This window comes from Streptosporangium sp. NPDC006930 (assembly GCF_040635605.1).
In the GTDB taxonomy this organism is placed as follows: Bacteria; Actinomycetota; Actinomycetes; order Streptosporangiales; family Streptosporangiaceae; genus Streptosporangium.
In genome coordinates, this window is sequence record NZ_JBEYID010000001.1 from 637642 (window position 1) to 661066 (window position 23425).

Below are 23425 nucleotides of genomic sequence, written 5' to 3' on the forward strand. Positions count from 1 at the left end.
GGATGGCGCGCCTACCGTGCGCAGGTGAAGATCGCGGTGCCGGGCAGGTGGTGGCCGCGCAGCGGACTCCAGCCACCCCACTCGCGGTCGTGACCCGGCGGCCACTCGGGCTCGACCAGCCCTCGCAGCATCAGCCCGGAGGCGGTGATGAGCCCGACCCAGTCGGCCATCGTGCGGTGGTGCTCGACGTAGGAAGGCCGTCCGTCCTCGCCGATCTCCACGTACGCGGAACGGTCGAAGTAGGAGCGGTCGGAGGTGAGCCCGGCGGGGCCGGGGTCGTCGGGGAAGGCCCAGCGGATCGGATGGCTCACCGAGAAGACCAGCAGGCCCCCGGGGCGCAGCACCCGATGGATCTCGGCCAGTACGGCCCCGGCGTCGGCCACGAACGGCAGCGCGCCGTACGCCGAGCAGGCCAGGTCGAACGTCCGGTCGGCGAAGGGCAGGACCTCGGCGTCCGCCTGGACCACCGGCAGCGCCGACCCGGCGTCCAGGTCGATCCGGCCGGAGTGCTGGAGTTGCCTGAAGGACAGGTCGAAGGCGGCCACCCTGGCCCCCTGCCCGGCCAGCCAGCGCCCGCACTGTCCGGCACCGCAGCCGATCTCCAGCACGTTCTTGCCCGCGACGTCGCCCAGCAGGCGGGCGTCGGCCTCGTCCAGGCCCTCGGGGCCCCAGACGAACCCCGAGTCGCGCAGGAACTCCCCGTGCTCCGCCTGGTATTCGTCGGCGGAGGCGTCCCACCAGCCGCGGTTGGCCCGGGAGGTGTCCGCGGCGTCCACCCGGTGGCGCCCCAACCCGGCGAGGCCCATCAGCGCATCTTCGGGCGGGGCATCTTCGCGCCGCGCGGCAGCGGGCCCTTGGGCATCGGCAGCGTCTGCGGGAGGGCCTTCAGCCGGTTGTTGATCTCGTACAGGGCGGGCTTCTTGAGGTTGCGGGGCAGCTTCATCAGGTGGCGTTGCAGCTTGGCCAGCGGAACCTGCCCATCGCCGTCGCCGGACTGGATGTCGTAGACCGGGACGTCCAGTGCGACCCGCTGGACGCGCTTCTTCTCGGCGACCAGCATCTTCTGCACACGGCTGCCCGGTCCCTCGGAGACCAGGATGATGCCGGGGTAGCCGACCACACGGTGCACGATGTCCTGGTCGCGGGTGACGGCGACGGCGGGAGTGACCTCCCAGTTGCCGCGCATGCCCTGCAGGATCGCGGCGGCGGCGCCGACCTGCCCGTGCAACATGGAGTACTGGGCCCTCTGGGCGAGCTGGCCGAACACCACCAGCCCGACGGTGAGGGCCAGCATGATCCCGATGAAGAGGAGATACCAGAACCAGCCCGTGACCAGGCCGATCACCACGCACAGCGCGAGCGTGCCCAGCGCCGACGCGTAGACGATCGGCATCCCCTTGGGATTGGCCTCCTTGATGATCTTCGCGATCATGCGGAGCTGCTTGATGCGCCCCGGGCGCTCTGAGTCTTCGGGCTTCTTGGCCATGTTCTGAAGGATACAAATCCAGGGGTCAAGAAGTGAAAACGTAATCTGCCGGGCACCGGCTCGTGAAACCGGAAGGACCCCGCTCGGCGAGCGGGGTCCTTCCGGTTTCACGAGCCGCCCGAAGAGGGCTCAGGCGTGCTGGCGAGCCTCGACGGCCTGCTTGTACAGGCGCCCCGCCCGGTAGGAGGAGCGGACCAGCGGCCCGGAGAGGACCCCTGCGAACCCGATCGCCTCCGCCTCCTTCTGGAGCTCCACGAACTCCTCGGGCTTCACCCAGCGCTCGACGGGGTGGTGGCGCGGGGTGGGCCGCAGGTACTGGGTCACGGTGAGCAGGTCGCACCCGGCCTCGTGCAGGTCGCGCATGGCCTGGACGATCTCCTCGCGCTCCTCGCCCATGCCGAGGATCAGGTTGGACTTGGTCACCAGGCCGGCCTGGCGGGCCTTGGTGATCACTCCCAGGGACCGGTCGTAGCGGAACGCGGGCCGGATGCGCTTGAAGATCCGCGGCACGGTCTCGATGTTGTGCGCGAACACCTCGGGCCTGGAGGAGAACACCTCCTCCAGCTGGGCCTGGTCGCCGTTGAAGTCGGGCACGAGCAGTTCGACGCCGCAGCCGGGAAGGAGGGCGTGGATCTGCCGCGCGGTCTCGGCGTACAGCCACGCGCCGCCGTCGGGCAGGTCGTCGCGGGCGACACCGGTCACGGTCGCGTAGTTGAGCCCCATCTGCCGCACCGAGTCGGCCACACGGCGCGGCTCGTCGGTGTCGTACGCCTTGGGCTTGCCGGTGTCGATCTGGCAGAAGTCACACCGCCGGGTGCACTGGTCACCGCCGATGAGGAAGGTGGCCTCGCGGTCCTCCCAGCACTCGGAGATGTTGGGACACCCGGCCTCCTGACAGACCGTGTGCAGCCCTTCGCGTTTGACCAGCTCCCGAAGCTCGGTGTGGTTCGGGCCCGTCCTGAACTTGGTCTTGATCCAGTCGGGCTTCTTCTCGATGGGGGTCTCGGCGTTGCGGACCTCAAGGCGGAGGAGTTTCCGCCCGTCGGGGGCGACGGTCATGCGAGCTCCTTCGTCGGTCGAGGGACCGAGGTGGTGCATATCGAGGTGCTGTAAATGTCGTCACGCTCGCTCACCTCACCAGCTTATGTCCCGCCGTAAGCTGCGGCGGCCCCGGGGCGCGGCGCCCGGATCAGCGCCGGAAGAGGTCTTCCTCGAAAAGCTCGAAGGCCTGCGCGCCGAGCGCCTCCGCCAGGTGCTTCTCGGCGTACGGCAGGACCTCGTCGACCACGATCCGGCGGCCGGTCTCGGCCGACAGCGAGGAGACCCCGGCGTCGCTGATGCCGCACGGGACGATCCGGTTGTACCAGCTCGGGTCGTTGGAGCAGTTGAGTGCGAATCCGTGCATCGTGACGCCGCCGGAGACCCGGATGCCGATCGCCCCGACCTTCCTGTCCGGCAGGCCGTGCGAGGGGTCGCCGGCCACCCAGACGCCGCCGCGCCCCTCCACCCGGCCCGCCTGGACCCCGAAGTCGGCGCAGATGTGCACCAGGGTCTCCTCCAGGAGCCTCACGTAGGCGTTCACGTCGAGGGAGCCACCGAGTTTGACGATCGGGTAGCCGACCAGCTGACCGGGACCGTGCCAGGTGATCCGCCCACCCCGGTCGACCTCGACGACAGGGGTGCCGTCGGAGGGCCTCTCGTGCGGCGCGGTGCGTTTGCCCGCCGTGTAGACCGGCGCGTGTTCGAGCATCAGGCAGGTGTCGGGGATCTCCTCGGCCACCCGGCGCGCGTGGATGCGCCGCTGAAGCTCCCACGCCTGCTCGTAGGGAAAGTCAACGCCAAGACGGACGACTGCCAGGTCACTCACGCCTCAAGAGTAGTTGACCCGCCCGTGGTTAAGACGTGAGAAGCCGAGGCTCGATGCGGAACTCCTTGGCTCCACCCGCCCCGTCGTGCTCCACCTTGTAGGCGTAGGCGTCCGGATGGACGCTGACGGCCTGGATGAACTCGGTGCCCACGTAGTGCAGGGCGACGCCCTCGTCGGCCGCGTAGCCCTCGGGCAGCTCGCCGGAGGCCACCGCCTCGTGCAGCAGCCGCCGGCGCTGCGGTTCCGAGTTGTAGTGGACTCCGCAGGAGTAGGGCAGCATGCCCAGCCCGTCGGACCACACCCGCAGTGTCGGCCCGAAGGAGTCGGTGTTGCCGCCCACGTGCCAGCAGAGCGCCCCGGCGCTCTGGCCCGCGAGGACCACGCCCGCCCGCCACGCCTCCTCGAAGATCTCGTCGAGGCCGTGCAACCGCCACAGGGCCGCCAGGTTGGCCACGCTGCCGCCGCTGACGTAGATGATGTCCTGGCTGAGCATCCACTCGCGCGGGTCCTCGACGTTGGGCATCGGGAACACGCTCAGGTGGCTCACCTCGGTGTCCCACGCGCCGAACGCGCCGTACATCCGCAGCAGCCACTCCGCGTCGTCGCCGGTGGCGGTGGCGAGCAGGCCCAGGCGGGGCCGGTCCTGGCCGGTGAGGTCGAGGGCGTATCTGAGCAGTGGGCTCGCCTCCATGGTCCCCTGGCGCGTGGAGAGGCGGAACGAGCCGCCTCCGATCGCGAGGATGTGCGACTGCCCGGGGCTGCCCATGTCTGTCTCCCAAGTGGTTTCATCGACCGGAACGCTGAAAACGGGGATTTCAGATTACGGCGGCGAGTGCCTCGTCGAGACGCGTATGCCGGAACGCGTAGCCGCTCTCCAGCAGGCGCCGCGGGAGCACCCGCTGACCGGTCAGCACCCCTTCCTCGGCGAACTCCCCGATGGCCGCGCGCAGCACGAACCCCGGCACGGCGAGCGGCATCGTGGGCCGGTGGAGGGCCGTGCCGAGAGCCTTGGTGAACTCGGCGTTGGTGACCGGCTCGGGTGCCGTCACGTTCACCGGCCCCGAGATCCCAGGATTTTTCAGGATGTGTTGTACGGCGAGGACCCAGTCGTCGATGGAGATCCACGACCAGTACTGCCGCCCCGATCCCAGCGGGGCGCCCAGCCCCATCCTGAAGACGGGAAGGATCTGCGACAGCATGCCACCCCGGCCGCTCAGCACCAGGCCGGTACGGAGTCTCACCACCCGGATGCCCGCCTCCTCGGCGGGCGCCGTCTCCGCCTCCCACGGCACCACGACCTCCTGGGCGAGGAACCCCTCGCCCGCGGACGCCGTCTCGTCCACGGCCACGTCCCCGGTGTCGCCGTAGAAGCCGATCGCCGAGCCGGACAGCAGCGCCGCGGGCTTCGCTCCCAGACCGGCGAGCGCGCCCGCCAGGGTCCTGGTCCCCTCGACCCGGCTGCGGATCAGCTCACGCTTGTGGTCCTCGCTCCAGCGCCGGTCGCCGATGCCCGCCCCCGCGAGGTGGATCACCGCCTCCGCGCCCTCCAGCGCGGCCTGGTCGACGACCCCCTTCGCGGGGTTCCAGAAAGCCTCGTCATCGCCTTCCGGCACTCGCCTGACCAGACGGACCACCCGGGCGCCGTCGTCCCGCAGAGCCTCGACCAGAGCCGTTCCCAGCAGCCCGGAGGACCCGGTCACGATGATCGTCATGTCGTCCAATGTAATCGACCTCCCCCTGGAGCTTCGGAAACCGGGCGCCCACCGGATTCGCGTCGCCCCGCCTCTCGGCCGGTCCGCCGCCGGGGAGAGCGAGCCGGGCCGGCCCGCGAGGTCGCGGACCGGCCCGGAAGGAGAGAACGGACGGCTAGCCGTGCAGGCCCAGCTGGTTCTCGAAACGGCCGTCCTCGAGACGACGCTTGATCGTCGTCAGGAAGCGGGCGGCGTCGGCGCCGTCGACCAGGCGGTGGTCGTAGCTGAGCGCCAGGTACATCATCGAGCGGACGGCGATGACCTCGCCGTCGGGGGTGTCCAGCACCACGGGACGCTTGACGACGGCACCGGTGCCCAGCATGCCGACCTGCGGCTGGTTGAGGATCGGCGTGTCGAACAGCGCGCCACGGCTGCCGGTGTTGGTCAGCGTGAACGTGCCGCCGGTGATCTCGTCCGGGCTCACCTTGTTGGTGCGGGTGCGCTCGGCGAGGTCGGCGATCTTGCGGGCGAGCCCGGCGATGTTGAGGTCGCCGGCGTCCTTGATCACCGGGACGAGCAGGCCGCGCTCGGTGTCCGTCGCGAAACCGAGGTGCTCGGTGTCGAAGTACGTGACCTCGTTGGTCTCGCTGTTGATCGTGGCGTTCAGCTTGGGGTGCTGCTTGAGCGCCTCGATCGTGGCGAGGGCGAAGAACGGCGTGAAGGTGAGTTTGACGCCCTCGCGCCGCTGGAACTCGGCCTTCGCCTGCTCACGCAGCCGCGCGATCTTGGTGACGTCGACCTCGACCACGCTGGTGAGCTGGGCCGAGACCTGCAGCGACTCGACCATGCGCTTGGCGATGGTCTGGCGAAGCCGCGACATCTTCTCGGTGCGCCCGCGCAGCGTGGTGTCCACCGCGACCGGCTCGGGGGCCTGCGGCGCGGACGGCTGGGCGGCGGCCTGCGGGGCGGAGGTCTGCGGCTGGGCCTGCTGCTGGGCCTGGGCCGCGCTGGCACGCTCGCGCTGCTCGCGGGCCGCCTCCAGGACGTCCTGCTTGCGGATGCGCCCGCCGACACCGGTGCCGGTGAGCGAGTCGAGGTCGACGCCGTGCTCGCCGGCGAGCTTGCGCACCAGCGGGGTGACGTACGGGCTGTCGCCCGACGGCTGCGCGACGGGCTCGGACACCGCCATCGGGGACGGAGGCGCGGCCTGGGAGGGCTGGGCGGTCTGGGGAGCCTGCTGCGGGGCCTGCTGCTGCGGAGCCGGGGCCTGCTGTGCCTGTGCGGGGGCCTGCTGCTGCGGAGCGGGCTGCGGGATCGAGGAGGCCGGCTGCGCCTGCTGCTGCGGGGCGGGCTCAGGCTCGGGCTCGGGCTCGGGGGCCTTCTCCTGCGCGGGGGCCGCGCCCTCGGTGCCGTTCTCGTCGATGACGGCGAGCTCGGCGCCGACCTCGACGGTCTCGTCCTCGGCCACCACGATCTTCGTGAGGATGCCCGCGGCCGGGGACGGGATCTCGGTGTCGACCTTGTCGGTGGAGACTTCGAGAAGGGGCTCGTCGGCCTCGACGCGCTCGCCCTCCTTCTTCAGCCAGCGGGTGACGGTGCCCTCCGTGACGCTCTCACCGAGCTGGGGCATCTGTACGGACTTCGGCATAGGTTGTCTTCTCTCGCGTTCCGAGTGAGGGCTTGCGTTAGTTGTGGACGTGGAGCGGCTTGCCGGCGAGCGCCAGCATCGCCTCGCCGACGGCCTCGGACTGGGTGGGGTGCGCGTGGACGAGCTGCGCGACCTCGGAGGGCAGGGCCTCCCAGTTGTAGATCAGCTGTCCCTCGGTCACCAGCTCGCCGATGCGGCGGCCGACCATGTGCACGCCGAGCACCGGGCCGTCCTTCTCCGCGATGATCTTGACCGCGCCCTGCGTCTGCAGGATCTGGCTCTTGGGGTTGCCCGCGAGGTCGTAGGTCATCTCGACGATCTCGTGGCCGCGCTCCCTGGCCTGGGCGGAGGTGATGCCCACCGAGGCGACCTCGGGGTCGGAGTAGGTGATCCGGGGGACGCCGTCGTAGTCGATCGGCACGGGGTTCAGACCGGCGATGTGCTCGGCCACCAGGATGCCCTCGGCGAAGCCCGCGTGCGCGAGCTGAAGGGTCGGGATGAGGTCGCCGACCGCGTACACGCCCGGCACGCTGGTCTGGCAGAACTCGTTCACCGTGACGGTGCCGCGCTCGATCGCGATGCCCGCCTCCTCGAAGCCCAAGCCCGCGGAGACCGCGCCGCGGCCGACCGCGACCAGCAGCAGCTCGGCGTCGAGGGTCTTGCCGTTGGCCAGGCTGACGACCACGCCGGTGTCGGTGGTCTTGACGCCCTCGAAGAAGACGCCCAGCTCCTGCTTGATGCCGCGGCGGCGGAAAGAGCGCTCCAGCAGCTTGGAGCTGGACTCCTCCTCCAGGGGCAGCAGGTGCGGCAGTCCCTCGACGATCGTCACCTCGGCGCCGAAGGAGCGCCAGACGCTGGCGAACTCCACGCCGATGACGCCGCCGCCCAGGACGACCACCGAGGTGGGCACCCGGTCGAGCTTGAGCGCGTGCTCGCTGGTGATGATCCGCTCGCCGTCGATCTCCAGGCCCGGGAGGGACCTGGGCGCGGAGCCGGTCGCCAGCACGATGTTGCGGCCCTCGTAGACCTCGGAGCCCACCGCCACCCGGTTCGGGCCCGCGAGACGGCCCTCACCTTCGATGATCGTGATGCCCTTGCTCTTGAGAAGGCCCTGCACGCCCTTCCAGGCGCGCGTGACGATCTTGTCCTTGAACGCGTGGACCGCGGGCACGTCGATGCCCTCGAAGCGGGCCTTGACGCCGTAGGTCGCGCTTTCGCGAGTCTCGTCGGCGACCTCCGCGGAGTGCAGAAGCGCCTTGGTGGGGATGCACCCGCGATGCAGGCACGTACCGCCGATCTTGTCCTTCTCGATCAGCGCGACCGTCTTGCCCAGCTCGGCGGCCCGCAGAGCGCAGGCATACCCGCCGCTACCGCCACCTAGGACGACGATGTCGTAGGGGCCGCTGCCATCAGCCACAGGAAAGCTCCTTGTCGGATCGTAATACCGTCTTCACGGTCGCACCCCTCGTCGTGCCCTGGGCGGCCGCGTGGATCCTCGATCGCATCCACGCCGCCACCGGACCCGGCTCGGCGCCGCACCGGTGCCCGCCCTCGGCCTGACCCCGGCAACCGCATCTTTTCATTTGTCCAGAGTTGCTTGTGACCCCGCCCGCGCGGGGCCGACGGTCAGCGCGAAGGCTCGCCCGCGTAACGCTCGGCCAGGCCGACGAGGGTCCGGGTGATCGCCCCGGTGCCGCCCTTCGGCGTGTAGCCGTGGGCCTCGCCCTTGTTGAAGGAGGGGCCGGCCATGTCGATATGTGCCCAACGGACCCCGTCGGGCACGAATTCCCGCAGGAAGATGGCGGCTGTCAGCATCCCGCCGAAACGCTCGGGGTGCAGGTTGGCGATGTCGGCCACCGGGGAGTCGAGACCCTTGCGCAGCTCGTCGGGCAGGGGCATGGGCCACGCGGCCTCGCCCTGCTCGCCCGCCGTCGCGACGATCTCCGCGCGCAGGTCGTCGTCGTTGCCCATCACGCCCGCCGTCCGCCAGCCCAGCGCGACGATCTGCGCGCCGGTGAGCGTGGCGACGTCGACGATCACATCGGGGTCGTCCTGCCCGGCGCGGGCGATGCCGTCGATGAGGACCAGACGGCCCTCGGCGTCGGTGTCGAGCACCTCGACGGTCTTGCCCGCGAAGCTGGTGAACACGTCGGAGGGGCGCTGCGCGGTGCCGCTCGGCATGTTCTCGGCCAGGCAGAGGTAGCCGACCGCGTTCACCTTCAGGCCCAGCCTCGCGATCGCGAGGAGGGCGCCGAGGACCGCGCCCGCGCCGCTCATGTCCGACTTCATCCAGTCCATCGAGGTCGTCGGCTTGAGCGACAGGCCACCCGAGTCGAAGGTGATGCCCTTGCCGACGTACGCGAGTTTCTTGCCGGCCTCGGGGTGGCTGTAGGAGAGGCGGACCAGCCGGGGAGGGTTGGCCGACCCCTGGCCGACGGCGACGATGCCGCCGTAACCGCCCTCCTTGAGCGCTTTTTCGTCCAGGACCTCCACCGACAGACCGGCCTCGGAGCCCACCCGCTCGGCGATCTCGGCGAAGCGGGCCGGCCACAGGTCCGACGGCGGGGTGTTGACCAGGTCGCGGACGAGGGAGACCGACTCGGCCAGGGTGCCGGCGCGCTCGATCGCGGCCTGGGCGCCCTCGGCGTCGGTGAGCACGGCCAGCTCCGACACCGGGGAGACCTGCTCTGAGCTGGTGCGGTACTTGGTGAAGGAGTAGGCGCCGAGAAGGCCGCCCAGGGCGACGGCGCCGGCGTGCTCGGCGCTCGCGGCGGGCAGGGCGAGCGCCACCCGGCCGGTGCCGGCCAGGGCGCGGACCGCGGTGCCCGCGGCGCGGCGCAGGACCTCGGCGTCGTAGCCGTCGCCGGAACCGTCGTGGGGGACCTCGGGGGCCTCGCCCAGGCCGACGACGACCAGCAGGGGCGCGGTCAGCGCGCCGAAGGTGGGGATCTTGGAGATCTCGCCCGGCTTACCCTTGGCGCCCACGCTCTCCAGCGTGGCGGCGAGTCTGCCACCGAGCGCCTGGTCGAGGCCTTCGGCCCCGGGAGCCGGGAGCAGGCCGTCAGGTCCGGTGTGGACGCCGACGACCAACGCGTCGGTGGCGAACGAGACAGCGTTGTCAGTTGGGGTAAGCCGCACAGTGGTCACGTATGCCGATGCTAGTCGGGCTGGGGCAGTACGCATAAACGAGGGTTCATCCTACGAATCGTGGTCTTCGATGGTGCTATTCGGGGTGGCATCATCGGGCGTATTGGTGCTAATGTCGCTAGCATCATGTTACTCACCTTGGATCTCAACGATCCCCGGCCCCTGCACGAGCAGGTCGCCGAGGCGATCAGGCGCGCCGTCGCCGAGGGATCGTACGCTCCGGGAGACCGGCTCCCGCCGGCTCGCGACCTGGCCGCCGCGTTGGGCATCAACGCCAACACGGTGCTGCGCGCCCTGAGGGACCTGCGCGACGAGGGGGTGCTGGAGTTCCGCCGGGGCCGCGGCGTGACCGTGCTCAGCCGGCCGAATCCGCGCAGCGTCATCGAGGAGAAGCTGCGCTCCCTGCTCGACGAGGCCGTCCAGTACGGCTACCGCCACGACGACGTCATCGAGCTCATCAGGGAACTGTCATGACCGGGCCGGGTGCCCGGTCCTTCGAAGAGGGGACCGACGTGGGTCTGCGAGCCCGATTCCTGTCCATCGCCACCTGCTGGTTCGGGCTGGTAACCGTCGCGCTGATCGCGGCGCCGTTGGCGCTGCGGGATCGGCTGCCCGATCCGGTCGCCACCCACTGGGGGCCGTCCGGCGCGCCCGACAACTCGATGCCGTTCCTCGCGTCGTTGCTGTTCCAGGTGGGCCTGTGGACGCTGCTCGCGGGCGGCGCGCTGGGGTTCGCGTTCGTCAACACCGCGATGTTCAGACGCAGGACGAGCCGCATGGCGCTCGGCGCCGTGCTGGGAGGCGTCGGCCTGTTCTTCCCGGGGTTGCAGGTCGTCACGCTGATGGCCAACCTCGACGCCCCCCACTGGAGGCAGGCCGACGACCTGGGGTGGGGCGCGCTGCTCGCGGTCGCGGGGCTGGTGCTGGGCGGCTGGCTCGGTGCCCTCGCCGCCCGCCCGGGGCCCGACGAGCGTCCCGAGTCGTCCGCCGTCCCCACCCGGCGGGTCCCGCTCCGCCCCGGCCAGCGCGCGGTGTGGGTCTCCTCGGTGAGCAGCGGCCCTCTCGTCGCGCTCGGCGGCTCCGTGCTGGCCGTGGGAGGAGGGCTCGCCGTGCTCGCCCTGATCGGCGGCGACAGCGCGCTGTGGACCCCCGCGACGATCACGTTCCTGGCGGGCCTGCTGGCACTGACCTTCAGCTCGGTGCGGGTGCAGATCACCGAGGAGGGTGTCGTGCTCTTCTACGGGCCGCTCCGCCTGCCCCGCAAGCACATCCCGATCGAGCGGGTGGAGCGGGCCTGGTCGGAGCAGCTGTTCCCGTCCGACGTCGGAGGCTGGGGCATCAGGGGCCTGCCCGGGGCCGTGACGGTCATGATCCGCGGCGGGGAGTGCCTCATGGTGGGTTACGTCTCCGGTGGCCGCTTCGCCGTCTCGATCGACGACGCGGCGAGCGGGGCCGCCCTGCTGAACACCCTCGTGGACCGGGCGGCCACCGAGCCGTCCGCCCGCTGACCTCCTGTCCTCCGTCCTGCCTTCTCCTGCCTTCCCCGACTTTCCCCGACTCCGACTTTCCCCGGCTCCGGCCCCCCCCTTTGATCTCCGTCCCTCGACGTCCTGTCTTCCGGACTTCGCCCGCTGTTCCGCTCTCCGCCCGTCCATCCACCCCGTCTCGTCCTCCACACGTTCCTGTCCCCGCTCCCCGCTCCCCGCTCCCCGCGGCGTCCCGGCCCTACTCCTGCGGTCGTCTCCGCTGCTTTCCGCTCCTCCCGTCCCCCCGCGTCCAAGCCCCCGAAGGTGGTGTCATGCTTCGCCGAGCCCCTGACCTGTGGTTGTTCCTGCTCGTCGCGTTCGGCCTGTCCTGGTTGTTCGCCCTCCCCATCTGGCTGGCGGACGCCTCGACCAGCATGCCCGTGTTCATGGCGATGGGGGTGGCGATGATGTTCACCCCGACGCTCGGAGTCCTCGCCGTCCGGCTGCGCGACAGGCGGCTCGGAGACGCCACCACCAGGCGTGAGTGGGCCGTGCGAACCGGCCTGTCGGCGGGCGGGAGCCGGGGCCGCATGCTCGCACTGGTCGCACTCGCCTGGTTCGGCGTACCCGTGCTGGTCGTCGTCGCGACCGCGCTCAGCGTCGCCTTCGGCCTGCTCTCCGTCGACCTGCGGGAGTTCAGCCTGTTCCGCCAGAGCCTGGCGGCCGCGCCGGGCGGGCCGCCCCCGGTGGAGGTCGGAGTCCTGGTGATCGCGCAGATCGTGTCGATGGTGCTGGTCGCCCCAGTGATCAACTCGATCGCGGCCTTCGGTGAGGAGTGGGGGTGGCGGGGGTGGCTGCTGCCGCGCCTGATGCCGCTCGGCACCTGGCGGGCCCTGCTGGTGTCCGGAGTGATCTGGGGGCTCTGGCACTTCCCGCTCACCCTGCGCGGATACAACTATCCCGAGCTGGGGGCGTGGGCCGCACCGATGTTCATCATCTTCTGCGTGGGCTTCGGAGCCCTGCTCAGCTGGCTCCGCCTCTATTCGGGAAGCGTCTGGCCCGCGGTCGTCGGGCACGGGTCACTGAACGCCTCCGCGGGCCTGGCGATAATCCTCGGTGACGCGGCAGACCCGCCGGTGTTCGTCTTCGCGGGGATCACGGGTCTGGTCGGCTCGGTGTTGCTGGCCGTGGTCTCGGCACTGCTGTTCAAGTACCGTCCGGTCGAGCGATCGGCCCCGGCCACCGTCGCCGCGTGAGAGCCGGGCGAGTGCCCTCTCGCCCTCCTCGTTCGGCCGGCATCCGCTGGACGGGCTCCGCTCGGCCGGCATCCAGTGGACGGGGCGAGAGAGGTCGCGCGCTTCGGTCCTGGTAGAAGGCAAAAAAGGCGGTCAGTTCGTGAGGATCGTGCAGGCCAGCAGGGTCGTCGCGGTGGCGATCTCGACGAGGGCACCGAGCACGTCGCCGGTGACGCCACCGAGCCGCCGTACGGCCCTGCGCCGTACGGCCCAGGCCGCCAGCAGCCCCACGAGCATGGCGAGGGGGAGTCCCCAGGGGGCGAGGAACGGCCCCAGGCCCGTCACGGGAATCACATCGGTGATGCCCGTCAGGTCGCCGGTTTCCATGTAGGTGGTGTCCATGTAGGCGAAATAGCCGAATTCGCCGGAGGACCCGGACGGGGAGCCGGAAGTCCACGGGCTGAAGGCGCCGATGCCGTGGAGATAGACCAGCGCCGTCGTTCCCACGAGCATCAGCGCGGTCACGATCACCGCGACGCTCCGCCGCACGGTGCCCGCGACCATCGCGCCGAGTCCGTCGGGGCGTGCCGGAGGGATGCCCGCGCGGCAGGCCCAGGTGAGGGCGAGCCGTCCGGCGGTGCAGGCCGCGACCAGGATGATCGCGCCCGCGCCCGCTCCGGCACAGGTGACGGCCTCCTGCAGGGCCGCAACCTGGGCCAGCAGGACGAGAATCAGCGTCACCACGCCGAAGGGGCCGATGTCCGACCGCTTCATGATCTCCAGCGCCCGCTCGGCGGGCTTGGCGCTGCCCAGCCCGTCGGCGAGGTCGGCCAGCCCGTCCAGGTGCAGACCCCTGGTGAACAGCGCGACGGCCGCCACGGCCAGCACCGCCGCCGGAAGCGGCGTCATCCCCAGCCACAGGGAGGTCGCCAGCACCAGCCCGCCGCAGGCCCCGATCGCCGCGCCCACCAGCGGGGCCACCGCCATCGCGACCCCCCCTGCCCGGCGGTCGACCACCCCGGGACGGACCGGGAACACGCTCAGAGTGCCGATCGCGAGACGCACTCCGTCGGTGAAGCCGGACGGGTCGTCCTCGGGCGGGGGCGAGGGCTGGGACATGACCGACGATCGTAGTTCTTGCGGCTCCTGGCGCGGTGCCCGCATCCGTTCACCGTTCTTGGTGACTCCTCCGCTCCCTGAAGGGAGCGGCTTCTCGCTTTCCTCGGTCGAGGTAGGCGACGGCCAAGCCCTGACCGTTTCAAACACAGGAACGGTAACAGGGAAGCGATTCACCTGCCAGGTAAACCTGGCAGTCCCCTCGCTAAGAATGATGGGTCAGAGGGGGAGGGGGAGGAGACGGCCGGAGACGACGAGGGTGACGTCCTCCGACTCCAGGGCGAGGCGCTGGTTCAGGCGGCCGAGGGTGTCACGGAACATCCGCCCGCCGGCGGTGTCGGGCACCAGGCCGAGACCGACCTCATCGGATACCGCGACGACCCGGGAGCGGGTCTGCCTCCAGGCCGCCACCAGGTCGTCGCACCGGGCGGCGACAGCCTCCATGGCGCCGGGGGTGTTGTCGCCCGCTCCGCCCGGCCAGGCGTCGCATTCGTCGAAGACCGCGGCCACCCAGGTGCCGAGCCCGTCGATCAGCAGTGGGGTGTCGGCGGACCGCAGCAACCCGGACAGGCCGATGGTCTCGGCGGTGCGCCAGTGGGCGGGCCTTCGGTCGCGATGTGCCCGGACCCGGCGCAGCCACTCGAGATCGCCGTCGCCGGACGGGCCGGTCGCGACGTAGAGCACCTCGGGCTCGGCCGCCAGCCGCAGTTCGGCCTCCGCCGACTTGCCCGACCGGCTTCCCCCGAGCAGCAGGGTTCTCCTGGGCGGGGGAGCCGGAGCGGGAGGGGGCTCGCTCGTGTCGACCACTGTGCCGTCCGGTACGACGCGCACTCCCCACAGCGCGGCCCGCCGGGTCAGTTCCGTCTCCGTCGGCACCCGGTGGTCGACATCGACGGCCACCACGTGCGTCCGCTCGCCGACCAGACCTCGCCGGCGCAGGTCCCCGAGCCGTTCTGGCCGGTCCAGCACGTCCAGCAGCACCAGGTCCAGCGTCCGCTCACCCCGCTCGTCATCTGAAGACCCACCGCGCGGAGAGTCGCCGTACGGGGGTGGGAGGGGCGGGGAGGAAGCGGCGTAGAGGACGCGCCGGCCGCCGGGGGTGGTGACGGTGAGGCCGTCCGGGCCGGGCGAGGCGCGGTAGCCGGGCGGGAGCGGGCCGGACAGCGGCAGCCGCACGGGGCCGTTGGGCGGCATCGAACGGTTGGACGTCATCGGGTCGTCGGGGGTCGTCGAACCGCCGAGTGCGGCCGGGCCGCCGGAGACCGTCGAAGTGTCGGGCGCTGCCGGGGCGTCGGGCGAAGGGGAGCCGCAGAAAGGCAGGGGGCCACCCACTGCCACCGAGACGTCGAGCAACACGGAGGTGGCGCGACGACCCGGTGTGACACGGGCGCAGGAGGCACACCCGCAGTCCGGGGACGGCCACCCGCCGGCGCCCGCCGTGCCGGAGATCAGAACCTTCACATCCGGTCTCCTGTCGTGTCGAAAGGCTGGTCGAGAAACTGCGGGCCACCCGCCTCCGGGAGGAGGCGGGTGGCGTACAGGGAGGTGGGGGAGGTCCGGCGGTGAAGCGCGGCCATCGTACGGGGAGGTGGGGGACGTCCCGGCGGTGCAGTGCGGTCATCGTGTTCCTCATCGGTTGTGGGAGTAAGCCATCCGGCAGGTTCCCGGTGGCGGCCGCCGACAGGTGAACACTCCGGTGTCCTGGACCTTGAGTCCTGCTTTCAGCCGGAAACTCCCACCTTCGGCCGTGGGGAGGAAATCAAGATCTCGCCTTCATGCCCGGGAGTGCCCGGGAGAGGTAGGGTTCGCTGAGGCCGCCGAGGGGCACCGGCAGGACCTGCGAGAAGGAGCTGTGGCATGACGTGGCGCTGGCGTTACGAAGACGCGAATGGTGGCGAGGTGGTCGAAGGCGTTTCGCCCTCCGACACGTTCCCGAGCCAGGCGGACGCCGAGTCGTGGCTGGGTGAAAGCTGGCGTGAGCTGCTGGAGGCCGGGGTCGAGAGAGTCACCCTGATCGAAGGCGAACGTGTCGAGTACGAGGGAATGTCGCTGCGCCCTGAATGAGCGCCCTGAATGACCCGGGTGAACGGAAACCCTTCGGCTCCTCGACGAAGAACGAGGGCCGAAGGGTTTTTTGCCGCTAGGGGCGACGCTCGGGGCTCACGGTCTTGGCGGGGTCGCGCTCGACGACCGGGCCAAGGATGTCGTCGATCTTCTTCAGCACCTCGGACTCCAGCTTGACCCCGGAGGCCTTGACGTTGTCGCGGACCTGCTCGGGCCTGCTGGCCCCCACGATGGCCGAGGCCACGTTGGGGTTCTGCAGCACCCAGGCGACCGCGAGCTGGGCCATGGTCAGGCCGAGGTCGGCGGCGATCGGCTCCAGCTGCTGGACGCGGGTGAGCACGTCGTCGTTGAGCATCCGGGCGATGAAGTTGCCCCCGGTGGGGTCGGTGGCACGCGAACCGGCGGGGGGCGGCTGCCCCGGCCGGTACTTGCCGGTGAGCACGCCCTGGGCGATGGGGGAGAAGACGACCTGGCCGACGCCCTCCTTCTCGCTCAGCGGCACGATCTCGGTCTCGATGACCCGCCACAGCATGGAGTACTGGGGCTGGTTGGAGACCAGGCGGTCGAAGCCCATCTCGTCGGCGATCTTCAGCGCCCGGCCGATCTGGTCGGCGGTCCACTCGCTGACGCCGACGTAGAGGACCTTGCCCTGGCGTACGAGATCGTCGAAGGTCTTGAGGGTCTCCTCAAGCGGTGTCTCGTTGTCGAAGCGGTGCGCCTGGTACAGGTCGACGTAGTCGGTCTGCAGACGGCGCAGCGAGCCGTGCAGCGACTCGGTGATGTGCTTGCGTGAGAGCCCTCGGTCGTTGGGGCCGGGTCCGGTCGGCCAGTAGACCTTGGTGAAGATCTCCAGGGACTCGCGGCGGACTCCGGAGAGGGCGCGGCCGAGCACCTCCTCCGCCTTGGTGCCCGCGTACACGTCGGCGGTGTCGAAGGTGGTGATCCCCTCGTCGAGTGCTGCCTGCACGCACTGCTTGGCGGCGTCCTCCTCTACCTGGGAACCGTGTGTGATCCAGTTGCCGTAGCTGATCTCGCTGACCATGAGACCGCTGCGGCCAAGGTGGCGGAATTCCATGGTTCGAGATTAGTAGGCGCCATGCTTCGCGATGACCCGGGATACCTCGCCGGACGTGTTGCGGTTGATCACTGTTCGGAAGGTACGGCTCGCGCTCGCCGTCGCGGCGCCGGCGGCCGTCGTGGCGGTCGCCCGCCTGTGGCGGTGAGCGGAGACGGACGCCGGAAGAGCCGCTGGACGAGGTCACCCGGCTGGAACCAGGAGGGCGGAATCGTCCGGGGAGGCCCTTTTTGCGGGAGGCCGGGGAGGCCCTTCTGGCGGGAGGGATGCGAAGAGCCCCGTCCCCTCCATGGAGGGGACGGGGCTCGGGGACGGACGCGCTCGGCCGCGGTGCTCCTCGGGTCGGGCTCCGCCGTCAGTTCTTCGGCGGGACGGGCTTGCCGCCGGGCAGCACGGCGGGCGGCGGGAAGCGCAGCTTGCGGATCTGCAGCGCGCGCATGGCGGCGTAGAAGCCGACGCCCTTGAGGTTCTCGTTGGGGAACTTCTCGGCGGCGAGGTTCTTCACCTTCCAGGCCACCCAGATCGAGGTGAGCAGCACGGTGACCATCATGAGCGGCCAGCCGACCGTGATCACCGCGGCGTAGATGTAACCACGGACCTCAAGGGGGAACGGGATCCAGGTGAGCAGCAGGATGAGAAGGGAGAACGGCAGGAAATACTGGCTGACGAGACGACGGGAGTCGACCCAGTCGCGCGCGAACTTCCTGACGGGTCCCTTGTCGCGGGCGGGGAAGTAGCGCTCGTCGCCGCGCAACATGCCCTCGCGCGCCTTGACGCGTTCGTTGGCCTGACGCTCGCGGAGGTTCTTGTAGGCCTCTTTGCGGTTTTGAGGGGCGTTCACCGGCTGCCGGCGACGGCCTTCGGCGTCCCGTCGCTTGGGTGTGGGACGCCCCTTGCCCGCAGGCTTAGGATCGTTAGCGGAGGCGGGGGAGTCGTCCGCGGTGGTCTGGGTACGTCGGAACACAACGTCAGCCTACCGGGACTGCAACTTAGTGACGCCCCCGCGCGTTATGCGTAGGGTGAACCCTATGGTGGCTCCGGTGCTTTTCGGTGGGGCTGGAATCACTTGGGGTGACCCGAAGCGCACTTGAAGAAGGGGACGGCCGACGCGCATGAGCGTGATGAAGAGACTTTCGCTGATCTTCAGGTCCAAGGCGAACAACGCGTTGGACAAGATGGAGGATCCTCGCGAAACCCTGGACTACTCATATCAGCGACAGCTGGAGCTGTTGCAGAAGGTGCGCCGGGGTGTGGCGGACGTCGCCACCTCGCGCAAGCGCGTGGAGCTCCAGATCAACCAGATCGAGGCGCAGTCGCGCAAGCTTGAGGAGCAGGGCCGTAAAGCGCTCGGGGTCGGCCGTGAGGACCTGGCCCGTGAGGCGTTGACCCGTCGCGGCAGCCTGCAGACCCAGATCGCCGACCTCCGCGTGCAGCACGACAACCTGCAGGCCGAGGAGGAGAAGCTCACCACGGCCTCCCACAGGCTGCAGGCCAAGGTCGACTCCTTCCGTACGAGGAAGGAGACGATCAAGGCGACCTACACCGCCGCCGAGGCGCAGACGCGGATCAACGAGGCCTTCTCCGGCATCTCCGAGGAGATGGGCGACGTGGGCCTGGCGATCCAGCGCGCCGAGGACAAGACCGCCTCCATGCAGGCCCGCGCGGGTGCCATCGACGAGCTGCTGGCCAGCGGCGCGCTCGACGACTTCAGCGGACAGCGCGGCGACGACATCCAGGCCGAGCTCGACCGCATGGGCGGCGGGAACGACGTGGAGCTGGAGATCGCCCGGATGAAGGCCGAGCTGGGTCAGGGCCCCGCGCCGCAGGGCGCGATCACGCCCGGACCGGCTCAGCACCAGCAGCAGCCTCAGCCCCAGCAGCACCAGCAGCCACAACAGCAGCCGCAGTCCAACCAGACTCAGCAGCTGCGCCAGCCGGGGGAGGGCCTGTGATCGTCCGCATCATGGGGGAGGGGCAGATCGACATCGCCCCCGCCGACCTCGACGTGCTGAACGCGCTGGACGCCGAGCTGGAGGCCGCCATCGAGGCCGGCGAGGAGGAGACCTTCCGGGTGCGGCTGCACGCCCTGCTCGACAAGGTCCGTCACGTCGGCAAGGCTCTGCCCGACGACAGCCTGGAGTCCTCGGAGCTGATTTTGCCTCCCGCCGACGCGTCCATGGACGAAGTGCGGGAGATGCTCGGCAACGAAGGACTGATCCCCGGTTAGATTGGGGATATGGCAAAAACCCGGTTTGCCCCGGACCGGGGCCTGACAAGGCGCATGGTGATCACCATGTTCCTGCTCGGACTGCTCTACGTGACCTTCGTGGCCGTGTTGATCGCGTTGGGCGTCCGGGCCGTCGTGGTGCTCGTGATCGCCGGTGGCATCCTGCTCGTGCAGTACTTCATGTCCGATCGCATCGCGCTGTTCGCGATGCACGGGCGTGTCGTCTCCCCGCAGGAGGCTCCCGAGTTGCACGGCATGATCGACAGATTGTGCGCTCTCGCCGACATGCCCAAGCCGCGGGTGGCGATCGCCGACTCGGACGTCCCGAACGCGTTCGCCACCGGCCGCAACCAGAAGAACTCCGTGGTCTGCGTGACCACGGGGTTGCTGCGGCGCGTCGACAGGGGCGAGCTGGAGGGCGTGCTGGCCCACGAGATGTCCCACGTGGCCCACCGCGATGTCGCGGTCATGACGATCGCGTCCTTCCTCGGCATCGTCGCCGGGCTCATGACCAGGGTCGCGCTCTACAGCGGCCTGGGCGGACGCGGGCGCGACGACAGGGGCGGCCTGCCGATCGGCCTCATCATCCTGCTCGTCTCGGCTCTGGTGTACGCGGTCAGCTTCCTGCTCACCCGCGCCCTGTCGCGCTACCGCGAACTGGCCGCCGACCGCGCGGGAGCGCTGCTCACCCAGCGTCCCTCCGCCCTGGCCAGCGCCCTCGTCAAGATCAGCGGTGAGATGGCCCGCATCCCGACGAGGGATCTGCGCGAGGCCGAGCCGTTCAACGCCTTCTTCTTCGCGCCGGCCCTGTCCGGCAAGGCGGGCCTGTCCGCCCTCTTCGCGACCCACCCGCCGCTGAACCAGCGCCTGGACCAGCTCAACAGGATCTCCACCCAGCTCGGGCAGGGTGGATGACCGGACGCGCGGACAGGCGCGCCGGGCCGCGGAGGGACGAGACGAAGGAGTGATCGATGCGCTGGTGGAACGTGCTGATGGGGCGCAGCGAACCGGCCAAGGCCGACCTGGACGCGCTGTTCGCGCTGCCCTCGGCCGCGGTGACTCTGCAGGCCGCCACCGGCCTGGCACCGACGGGCGTGGGGGCGGTCTGCTTCCGCTCGGCCGAGGGTGGGGCGTTCGCCGAGCTGGAGCGCGACATCACCCAGCTGCTGAACGCCGGAGGCGGCCCCCCGGTGGAGATCTCGAAGGACTCCTTCGGCTACACGTGGCTGCTGGTGCGCCGTAGTCCCGACATGCTGGGTGATCTGGTCACGGACCTGCACGCGGTCAACTCCTCCCTTGAGGCGGCGGGTTTCGGCCCCTCCCTGCTCTGCTCGCTCATCTCCTTCACCGACCCCGACGGTCGCGGGCTCGCCCTGGTCTACCTCTACAAGCAGGGCACCTTCTACCCGTTCGCCCCTCTGCCCGCCGAGCATGGGACGGGGCAGACGCAGCGCAGGGACAATGCCCTGGAGCTGCAGGTACGCGGCGCGATCGGCGGCGAGCTGGAGATCGAGCCCGATCTCGGCCGCTGGTTCCCCCTCTGGGGCGCGCCCGGCCTCTGATGAAAGGCCCGCCACGACGTGCCCGCGAGGTGCGCCTGGCCTGGAGAGTTCGCCGCCCCCGGTGACGTGCCCGCGTGGCGCGGTGAAGTGTGCCCGGCCTCCGAGACGTTCGCCCCCCGGCGCCGTGCTCGTGCGACCCGGCGAGGTGCGCCCTGCCTCCTGGAGGTTCTCCCGCGAACCCCTTTCCCGCAAGGCCCTGCCGTGTGACCGGTGAGACGCATGGAGCGTGCCACACCGCCCGTCCGGCTTGCGGTTTGATGTACGTCCTGTGACCCTTTGCCCTCACAATGGGACCGGAAATCATCACGGGAGAAGGGTGTGACCATGGCGGACCTCGTGTCCCTGCGGCCCGGGGATCCCGAGCGGGTGCGGGAGTATCGGCTCACCGCCCGGCTCGGCGAGGGAGGCCAGGGAACGGTCTACCTGGGCGTTTCCCCGACGGGAGCGCGTGTCGCGGTCAAGTTGCTCCGCGCGGATCTCACGCAGGACGAGGAGGCGATGGAACGCTTCGTCCGCGAGGTCAGCACGACCCAGCGTGTCGCGCCCTTCTGCACCGCCGCGGTGATCGAGACGGGTGTCGACGAGCATCGCCCGTACATCGTCAGCGAGTACATCGACGGCCCGACGCTCGACGCGGTCGTGACCGGCGAGGGGCCTCGCGAGGGCGCGGGCCTGCACCGCCTGGCGATCGGCACGGTCACCGCGCTCGTCGCGATCCACCAGGCGGGGATCGTGCACCGCGACTTCAAGCCTTCCAACGTGCTGCTCGCCTCCGACGGCCCCCGAGTGATCGACTTCGGCATCGCCAAGGCGCTCGACCGGACCTCCACGCTGACCGCGATGGCGATCGGAACCCCCTCGTACATGACCCCCGAGCAGCTGGCGGGGGAGAACGCGGGCTCGCCCGCCGACATGTTCGCGTGGGGCTGCACGATGGTCTTCGCGGCCACCGGGCAGCCGCCGTTCGGCACGGACAGCCTTCCGGCGATCTTCAACCGGATCATGAACATGGAGCCGGAGCTGGGAGCGATCGCCGATCCGGCGCTGCGCGACCTGGTCGGGCAGTGCCTGTCCAAGGACCCCACCCAGCGCCCCACCGCGGGTGAGGCGCTGCTGAGGCTGCTCGGCCACGCGGGTGGCCCCGGCGACACGGGCGGCGCGACCGGTGCCGCACTGCCCACCGCGCCGCGCGGCATCCTCGCCGAGGGCTCGGCCGCCGCGGCGCAGCGGACCGGCCCCGGTGGACATCCGGGCGGGAACGATCCTGAGCACACCGCGTACGGGCAGCGGCGTCCGCAGGGCGAGGGGGAGCAGTGGCAGCACTCGGGGCCACAGCCTTATCCCCAGCAGAGCGGGCCCGGCGTGGGCTACCCGATGGGGGGTCCGCAGGGCGGCCCCGCCGGTCATGTCCCGCACCTCCAGCAGTCGAATCCGCACGGTCATGTCCCGAATCCCCAGCAGTCCGATCCGCGCGGTCAGGTTCCGTATTCTCAGCATCCTCAGCAGTCGGACCCGCGCGGCCACGCCCAGCAGTCCGGGCCGCACGGTTACCCGCAGCAGGAGCCGCCCACGCGGCACTTCCCCGGCGGGTACCCCGGCGACGGCTACGCGGGCGGCTACCCCCCGCAGGGCCCCGGGCATCCGCAGCCCGGATATCCGGGACATCCCGGACCCCAGTCCTACGGTGCTCCCGCGACCTTCCCCTCCTCCGCGGGTCCCCGGTACCAGAACCCCGGGGCGCCGACGTACCCGGGGCAGTCGGCCCCCGCGCGGCGCGGGCGCAAGATGTGGCCGGCGATCGTGGGGGGCGTGCTGGTCACCGCGCTCGTGGCCGGGGGCGTCGTACTGGCGACGCGCGGCACCAAGGAGACGCCGGGGGGTGCGCAGGCGGGCAGCACGAGGGGCGTGAGCACCCCCACGCCCACCCCCACCGTCCCGACGGTGCCGCAGGACACGAGCACGATCAAGCTGCCCGGCAGCTCGATCACCCTTCACGAGAGCACGCAGGACCCGATCAAGCTGAGCTCCTACAGCCTGGAGTGGGACAAGACCCTCTACGTTCGTCAACAGGGCACCGAACGGTTCGTCAAGAACGGCAAGTACTTCCAGTACACGGTCAACGCCGAGGGCACCCAGGCGCTGGGCACCGACCGGGTCTATGACACGGACAGTTACGCGGTCGTCTCGGTCATCGACCATCGATCCGGTGCGGCGACTAGGATCAGGGTCACCAAGGCGCCGGTCTACCCGACGTTGCCGCAGTGGTCACCGGACGGCAAGCGCGGTCTGGTCACCCTCTACGAGGCGGCCGGCGACACCAGCAAGGAGTACGGCTTCGCGATCATCGACGTCGCCACGAAGAAGGCGAGGGTCGTCCGCGTGAAGGAGAAGGACGCCGGCACGTGGAGTTATTTCTGGAGGGGCGACGGCCGGGCCGTCGGCACCTGGGCGCTCACCGGCAAGACCCAGCGCATCCGCTTCTACGACACCCAGGGCACCGTGCTGCAGACCCTGCTGGACGTGGGCACCCCGATCACGGTCGAGGGCGACGACATCTCGCCGTCCGGCTCCTCCCTGCTGACGTACTGCAAGGAGAGCAAGAAGGAGATCTGCGTCTGGTCCACCGGCTCCGACGCACCCGCGAAGGTCAGGATCCCGTTCGAGACGGAACGGCTCATCGGCTGGTACGACGACGAGCACATCGCGGGCTGGCGGCGCAAGGGCTCCGGCTACGAGGCGGTGGTGTTCGACTTCAAGGGGAAGGCGCAGCGGGTGCTGGCCACCAGCACCGACGCCAAGGAGTACGAGAAGCAGTTCATGCGCTTCACGCGAGAGGGCTGA

At 70.4% G+C, this 23425-nt stretch carries 23 protein-coding genes; 10 read left to right on the top strand and 13 right to left on the bottom strand.

Features of this window, described 5'->3' with window-relative positions; all coding sequences use genetic code 11:
- Window positions 1-11: 11 nt before the first annotated feature.
- The 8 genes from ABZ664_RS02975 to lpdA all read right to left on the bottom strand — a co-directional run bounded on the left by ABZ664_RS02975 (window position 12) and on the right by lpdA (window position 8109).
- On the bottom strand, window positions 12-806 hold the full coding sequence (locus ABZ664_RS02975) for a class I SAM-dependent methyltransferase (protein ID WP_362502055.1): 795 nt from the start codon (window positions 804-806) through the stop codon (window positions 12-14).
- On the bottom strand, window positions 806-1486 hold the full coding sequence (locus ABZ664_RS02980) for a DUF4191 domain-containing protein (RefSeq protein ID WP_350947439.1): 681 nt from the start codon (window positions 1484-1486) through the stop codon (window positions 806-808). Before ABZ664_RS02980 ends, ABZ664_RS02975 begins: the two co-directional genes overlap by 1 nt.
- Window positions 1487-1615: 129 nt before the next feature.
- Window positions 1616-2545: a lipoyl synthase gene (gene lipA, locus ABZ664_RS02985; protein ID WP_362502058.1), complete on the bottom strand. Its 930-nt coding sequence runs from the start codon at window positions 2543-2545 to the stop codon at window positions 1616-1618.
- Between the two features lie 130 nt (window positions 2546-2675).
- Window positions 2676-3353: a lipoyl(octanoyl) transferase LipB gene (gene lipB, locus ABZ664_RS02990; RefSeq protein ID WP_362502060.1), complete on the bottom strand. Its 678-nt coding sequence runs from the start codon at window positions 3351-3353 to the stop codon at window positions 2676-2678.
- Window positions 3354-3381: 28 nt separating this feature from the next.
- Window positions 3382-4119 carry a peptidase E gene (locus ABZ664_RS02995; RefSeq protein ID WP_362502062.1) on the bottom strand — a complete coding sequence of 246 codons (738 nt, stop codon included), beginning with the start codon at window positions 4117-4119 and terminating at the stop codon, window positions 3382-3384.
- A gap of 49 nt (window positions 4120-4168) precedes the next feature.
- Entirely contained in the window at window positions 4169-5065 is an 897-nt protein-coding gene (locus ABZ664_RS03000; RefSeq protein ID WP_362502065.1) for a TIGR01777 family oxidoreductase, read from the bottom strand.
- Window positions 5066-5219: 154 nt separating this feature from the next.
- Window positions 5220-6692, bottom strand: a complete 1473-nt coding sequence (sucB, locus tag ABZ664_RS03005; RefSeq protein WP_362502067.1) for a 2-oxoglutarate dehydrogenase, E2 component, dihydrolipoamide succinyltransferase — start codon at window positions 6690-6692, stop codon at window positions 5220-5222.
- A gap of 37 nt (window positions 6693-6729) precedes the next feature.
- Complete coding sequence (lpdA, locus tag ABZ664_RS03010; protein ID WP_362502069.1) at window positions 6730-8109, bottom strand: dihydrolipoyl dehydrogenase; 1380 nt, start codon at window positions 8107-8109, stop codon at window positions 6730-6732.
- Window positions 8110-8120: 11 nt separating this feature from the next.
- Between lpdA and ABZ664_RS03015 the strand changes: the two genes are divergently transcribed.
- On the top strand, window positions 8121-8252 hold the full coding sequence (locus ABZ664_RS03015) for a hypothetical protein (RefSeq protein WP_362502071.1): 132 nt from the start codon (window positions 8121-8123) through the stop codon (window positions 8250-8252).
- A gap of 66 nt (window positions 8253-8318) precedes the next feature.
- Here ABZ664_RS03015 and ABZ664_RS03020 read toward each other — a convergent pair whose 3' ends face one another.
- Window positions 8319-9875, bottom strand: a complete 1557-nt coding sequence (locus ABZ664_RS03020) for a leucyl aminopeptidase (protein ID WP_362502073.1) — start codon at window positions 9873-9875, stop codon at window positions 8319-8321.
- A gap of 90 nt (window positions 9876-9965) precedes the next feature.
- Between ABZ664_RS03020 and ABZ664_RS03025 the strand changes: the two genes are divergently transcribed.
- From ABZ664_RS03025 to ABZ664_RS03035, 3 genes are all read left to right on the top strand, one after another.
- Window positions 9966-10313, top strand: a complete 348-nt coding sequence (locus ABZ664_RS03025) for a GntR family transcriptional regulator (protein ID WP_350947448.1) — start codon at window positions 9966-9968, stop codon at window positions 10311-10313.
- Window positions 10310-11347, top strand: coding sequence for a DUF1648 domain-containing protein (locus ABZ664_RS03030; RefSeq protein ID WP_362502076.1), 1038 nt, complete (start codon window positions 10310-10312; stop codon window positions 11345-11347). The genes ABZ664_RS03025 and ABZ664_RS03030 overlap by 4 nt, the downstream gene beginning before the upstream one ends.
- Window positions 11348-11637: 290 nt before the next feature.
- Window positions 11638-12561: a CPBP family intramembrane glutamic endopeptidase gene (locus ABZ664_RS03035; RefSeq protein ID WP_362502078.1), complete on the top strand. Its 924-nt coding sequence runs from the start codon at window positions 11638-11640 to the stop codon at window positions 12559-12561.
- Between the two features lie 132 nt (window positions 12562-12693).
- Here the strand turns inward: ABZ664_RS03035 and ABZ664_RS03040 are convergent, their stop codons facing one another.
- Both ABZ664_RS03040 and ABZ664_RS03045 read right to left on the bottom strand, forming a co-directional pair.
- On the bottom strand, window positions 12694-13659 hold the full coding sequence (locus ABZ664_RS03040) for an adenosylcobinamide-GDP ribazoletransferase (RefSeq protein ID WP_362502080.1): 966 nt from the start codon (window positions 13657-13659) through the stop codon (window positions 12694-12696).
- A 216-nt stretch (window positions 13660-13875) separates the two neighbouring features.
- Window positions 13876-15117, bottom strand: a complete 1242-nt coding sequence (locus ABZ664_RS03045; protein WP_362502082.1) for a bifunctional adenosylcobinamide kinase/adenosylcobinamide-phosphate guanylyltransferase — start codon at window positions 15115-15117, stop codon at window positions 13876-13878.
- A gap of 396 nt (window positions 15118-15513) precedes the next feature.
- Between ABZ664_RS03045 and ABZ664_RS03050 the strand changes: the two genes are divergently transcribed.
- Window positions 15514-15720 carry a hypothetical protein gene (locus ABZ664_RS03050; protein ID WP_350947453.1) on the top strand — a complete coding sequence of 69 codons (207 nt, stop codon included), beginning with the start codon at window positions 15514-15516 and terminating at the stop codon, window positions 15718-15720.
- A gap of 76 nt (window positions 15721-15796) precedes the next feature.
- Here ABZ664_RS03050 and ABZ664_RS03055 read toward each other — a convergent pair whose 3' ends face one another.
- Both ABZ664_RS03055 and ABZ664_RS03060 read right to left on the bottom strand, forming a co-directional pair.
- On the bottom strand, window positions 15797-16795 hold the full coding sequence (locus ABZ664_RS03055; RefSeq protein ID WP_362502084.1) for an aldo/keto reductase family protein: 999 nt from the start codon (window positions 16793-16795) through the stop codon (window positions 15797-15799).
- A 355-nt stretch (window positions 16796-17150) separates the two neighbouring features.
- On the bottom strand, window positions 17151-17759 hold the full coding sequence (locus ABZ664_RS03060; protein ID WP_362502086.1) for a DUF3043 domain-containing protein: 609 nt from the start codon (window positions 17757-17759) through the stop codon (window positions 17151-17153).
- Window positions 17760-17907: 148 nt separating this feature from the next.
- Between ABZ664_RS03060 and ABZ664_RS03065 the strand changes: the two genes are divergently transcribed.
- From ABZ664_RS03065 to ABZ664_RS03085, 5 genes are all read left to right on the top strand, one after another.
- Window positions 17908-18747, top strand: a complete 840-nt coding sequence (locus tag ABZ664_RS03065) for a PspA/IM30 family protein (protein ID WP_362502088.1) — start codon at window positions 17908-17910, stop codon at window positions 18745-18747.
- Window positions 18744-19022: a hypothetical protein gene (locus ABZ664_RS03070; protein WP_362502090.1), complete on the top strand. Its 279-nt coding sequence runs from the start codon at window positions 18744-18746 to the stop codon at window positions 19020-19022. Before ABZ664_RS03065 ends, ABZ664_RS03070 begins: the two co-directional genes overlap by 4 nt.
- A gap of 9 nt (window positions 19023-19031) precedes the next feature.
- On the top strand, window positions 19032-19937 hold the full coding sequence (gene htpX, locus ABZ664_RS03075) for a zinc metalloprotease HtpX (protein WP_362502092.1): 906 nt from the start codon (window positions 19032-19034) through the stop codon (window positions 19935-19937).
- Window positions 19938-19993: 56 nt separating this feature from the next.
- Window positions 19994-20584, top strand: a complete 591-nt coding sequence (locus ABZ664_RS03080; RefSeq protein ID WP_362502094.1) for a hypothetical protein — start codon at window positions 19994-19996, stop codon at window positions 20582-20584.
- Between the two features lie 324 nt (window positions 20585-20908).
- Window positions 20909-23425, top strand: a complete 2517-nt coding sequence (locus tag ABZ664_RS03085) for a protein kinase (RefSeq protein WP_362502096.1) — start codon at window positions 20909-20911, stop codon at window positions 23423-23425.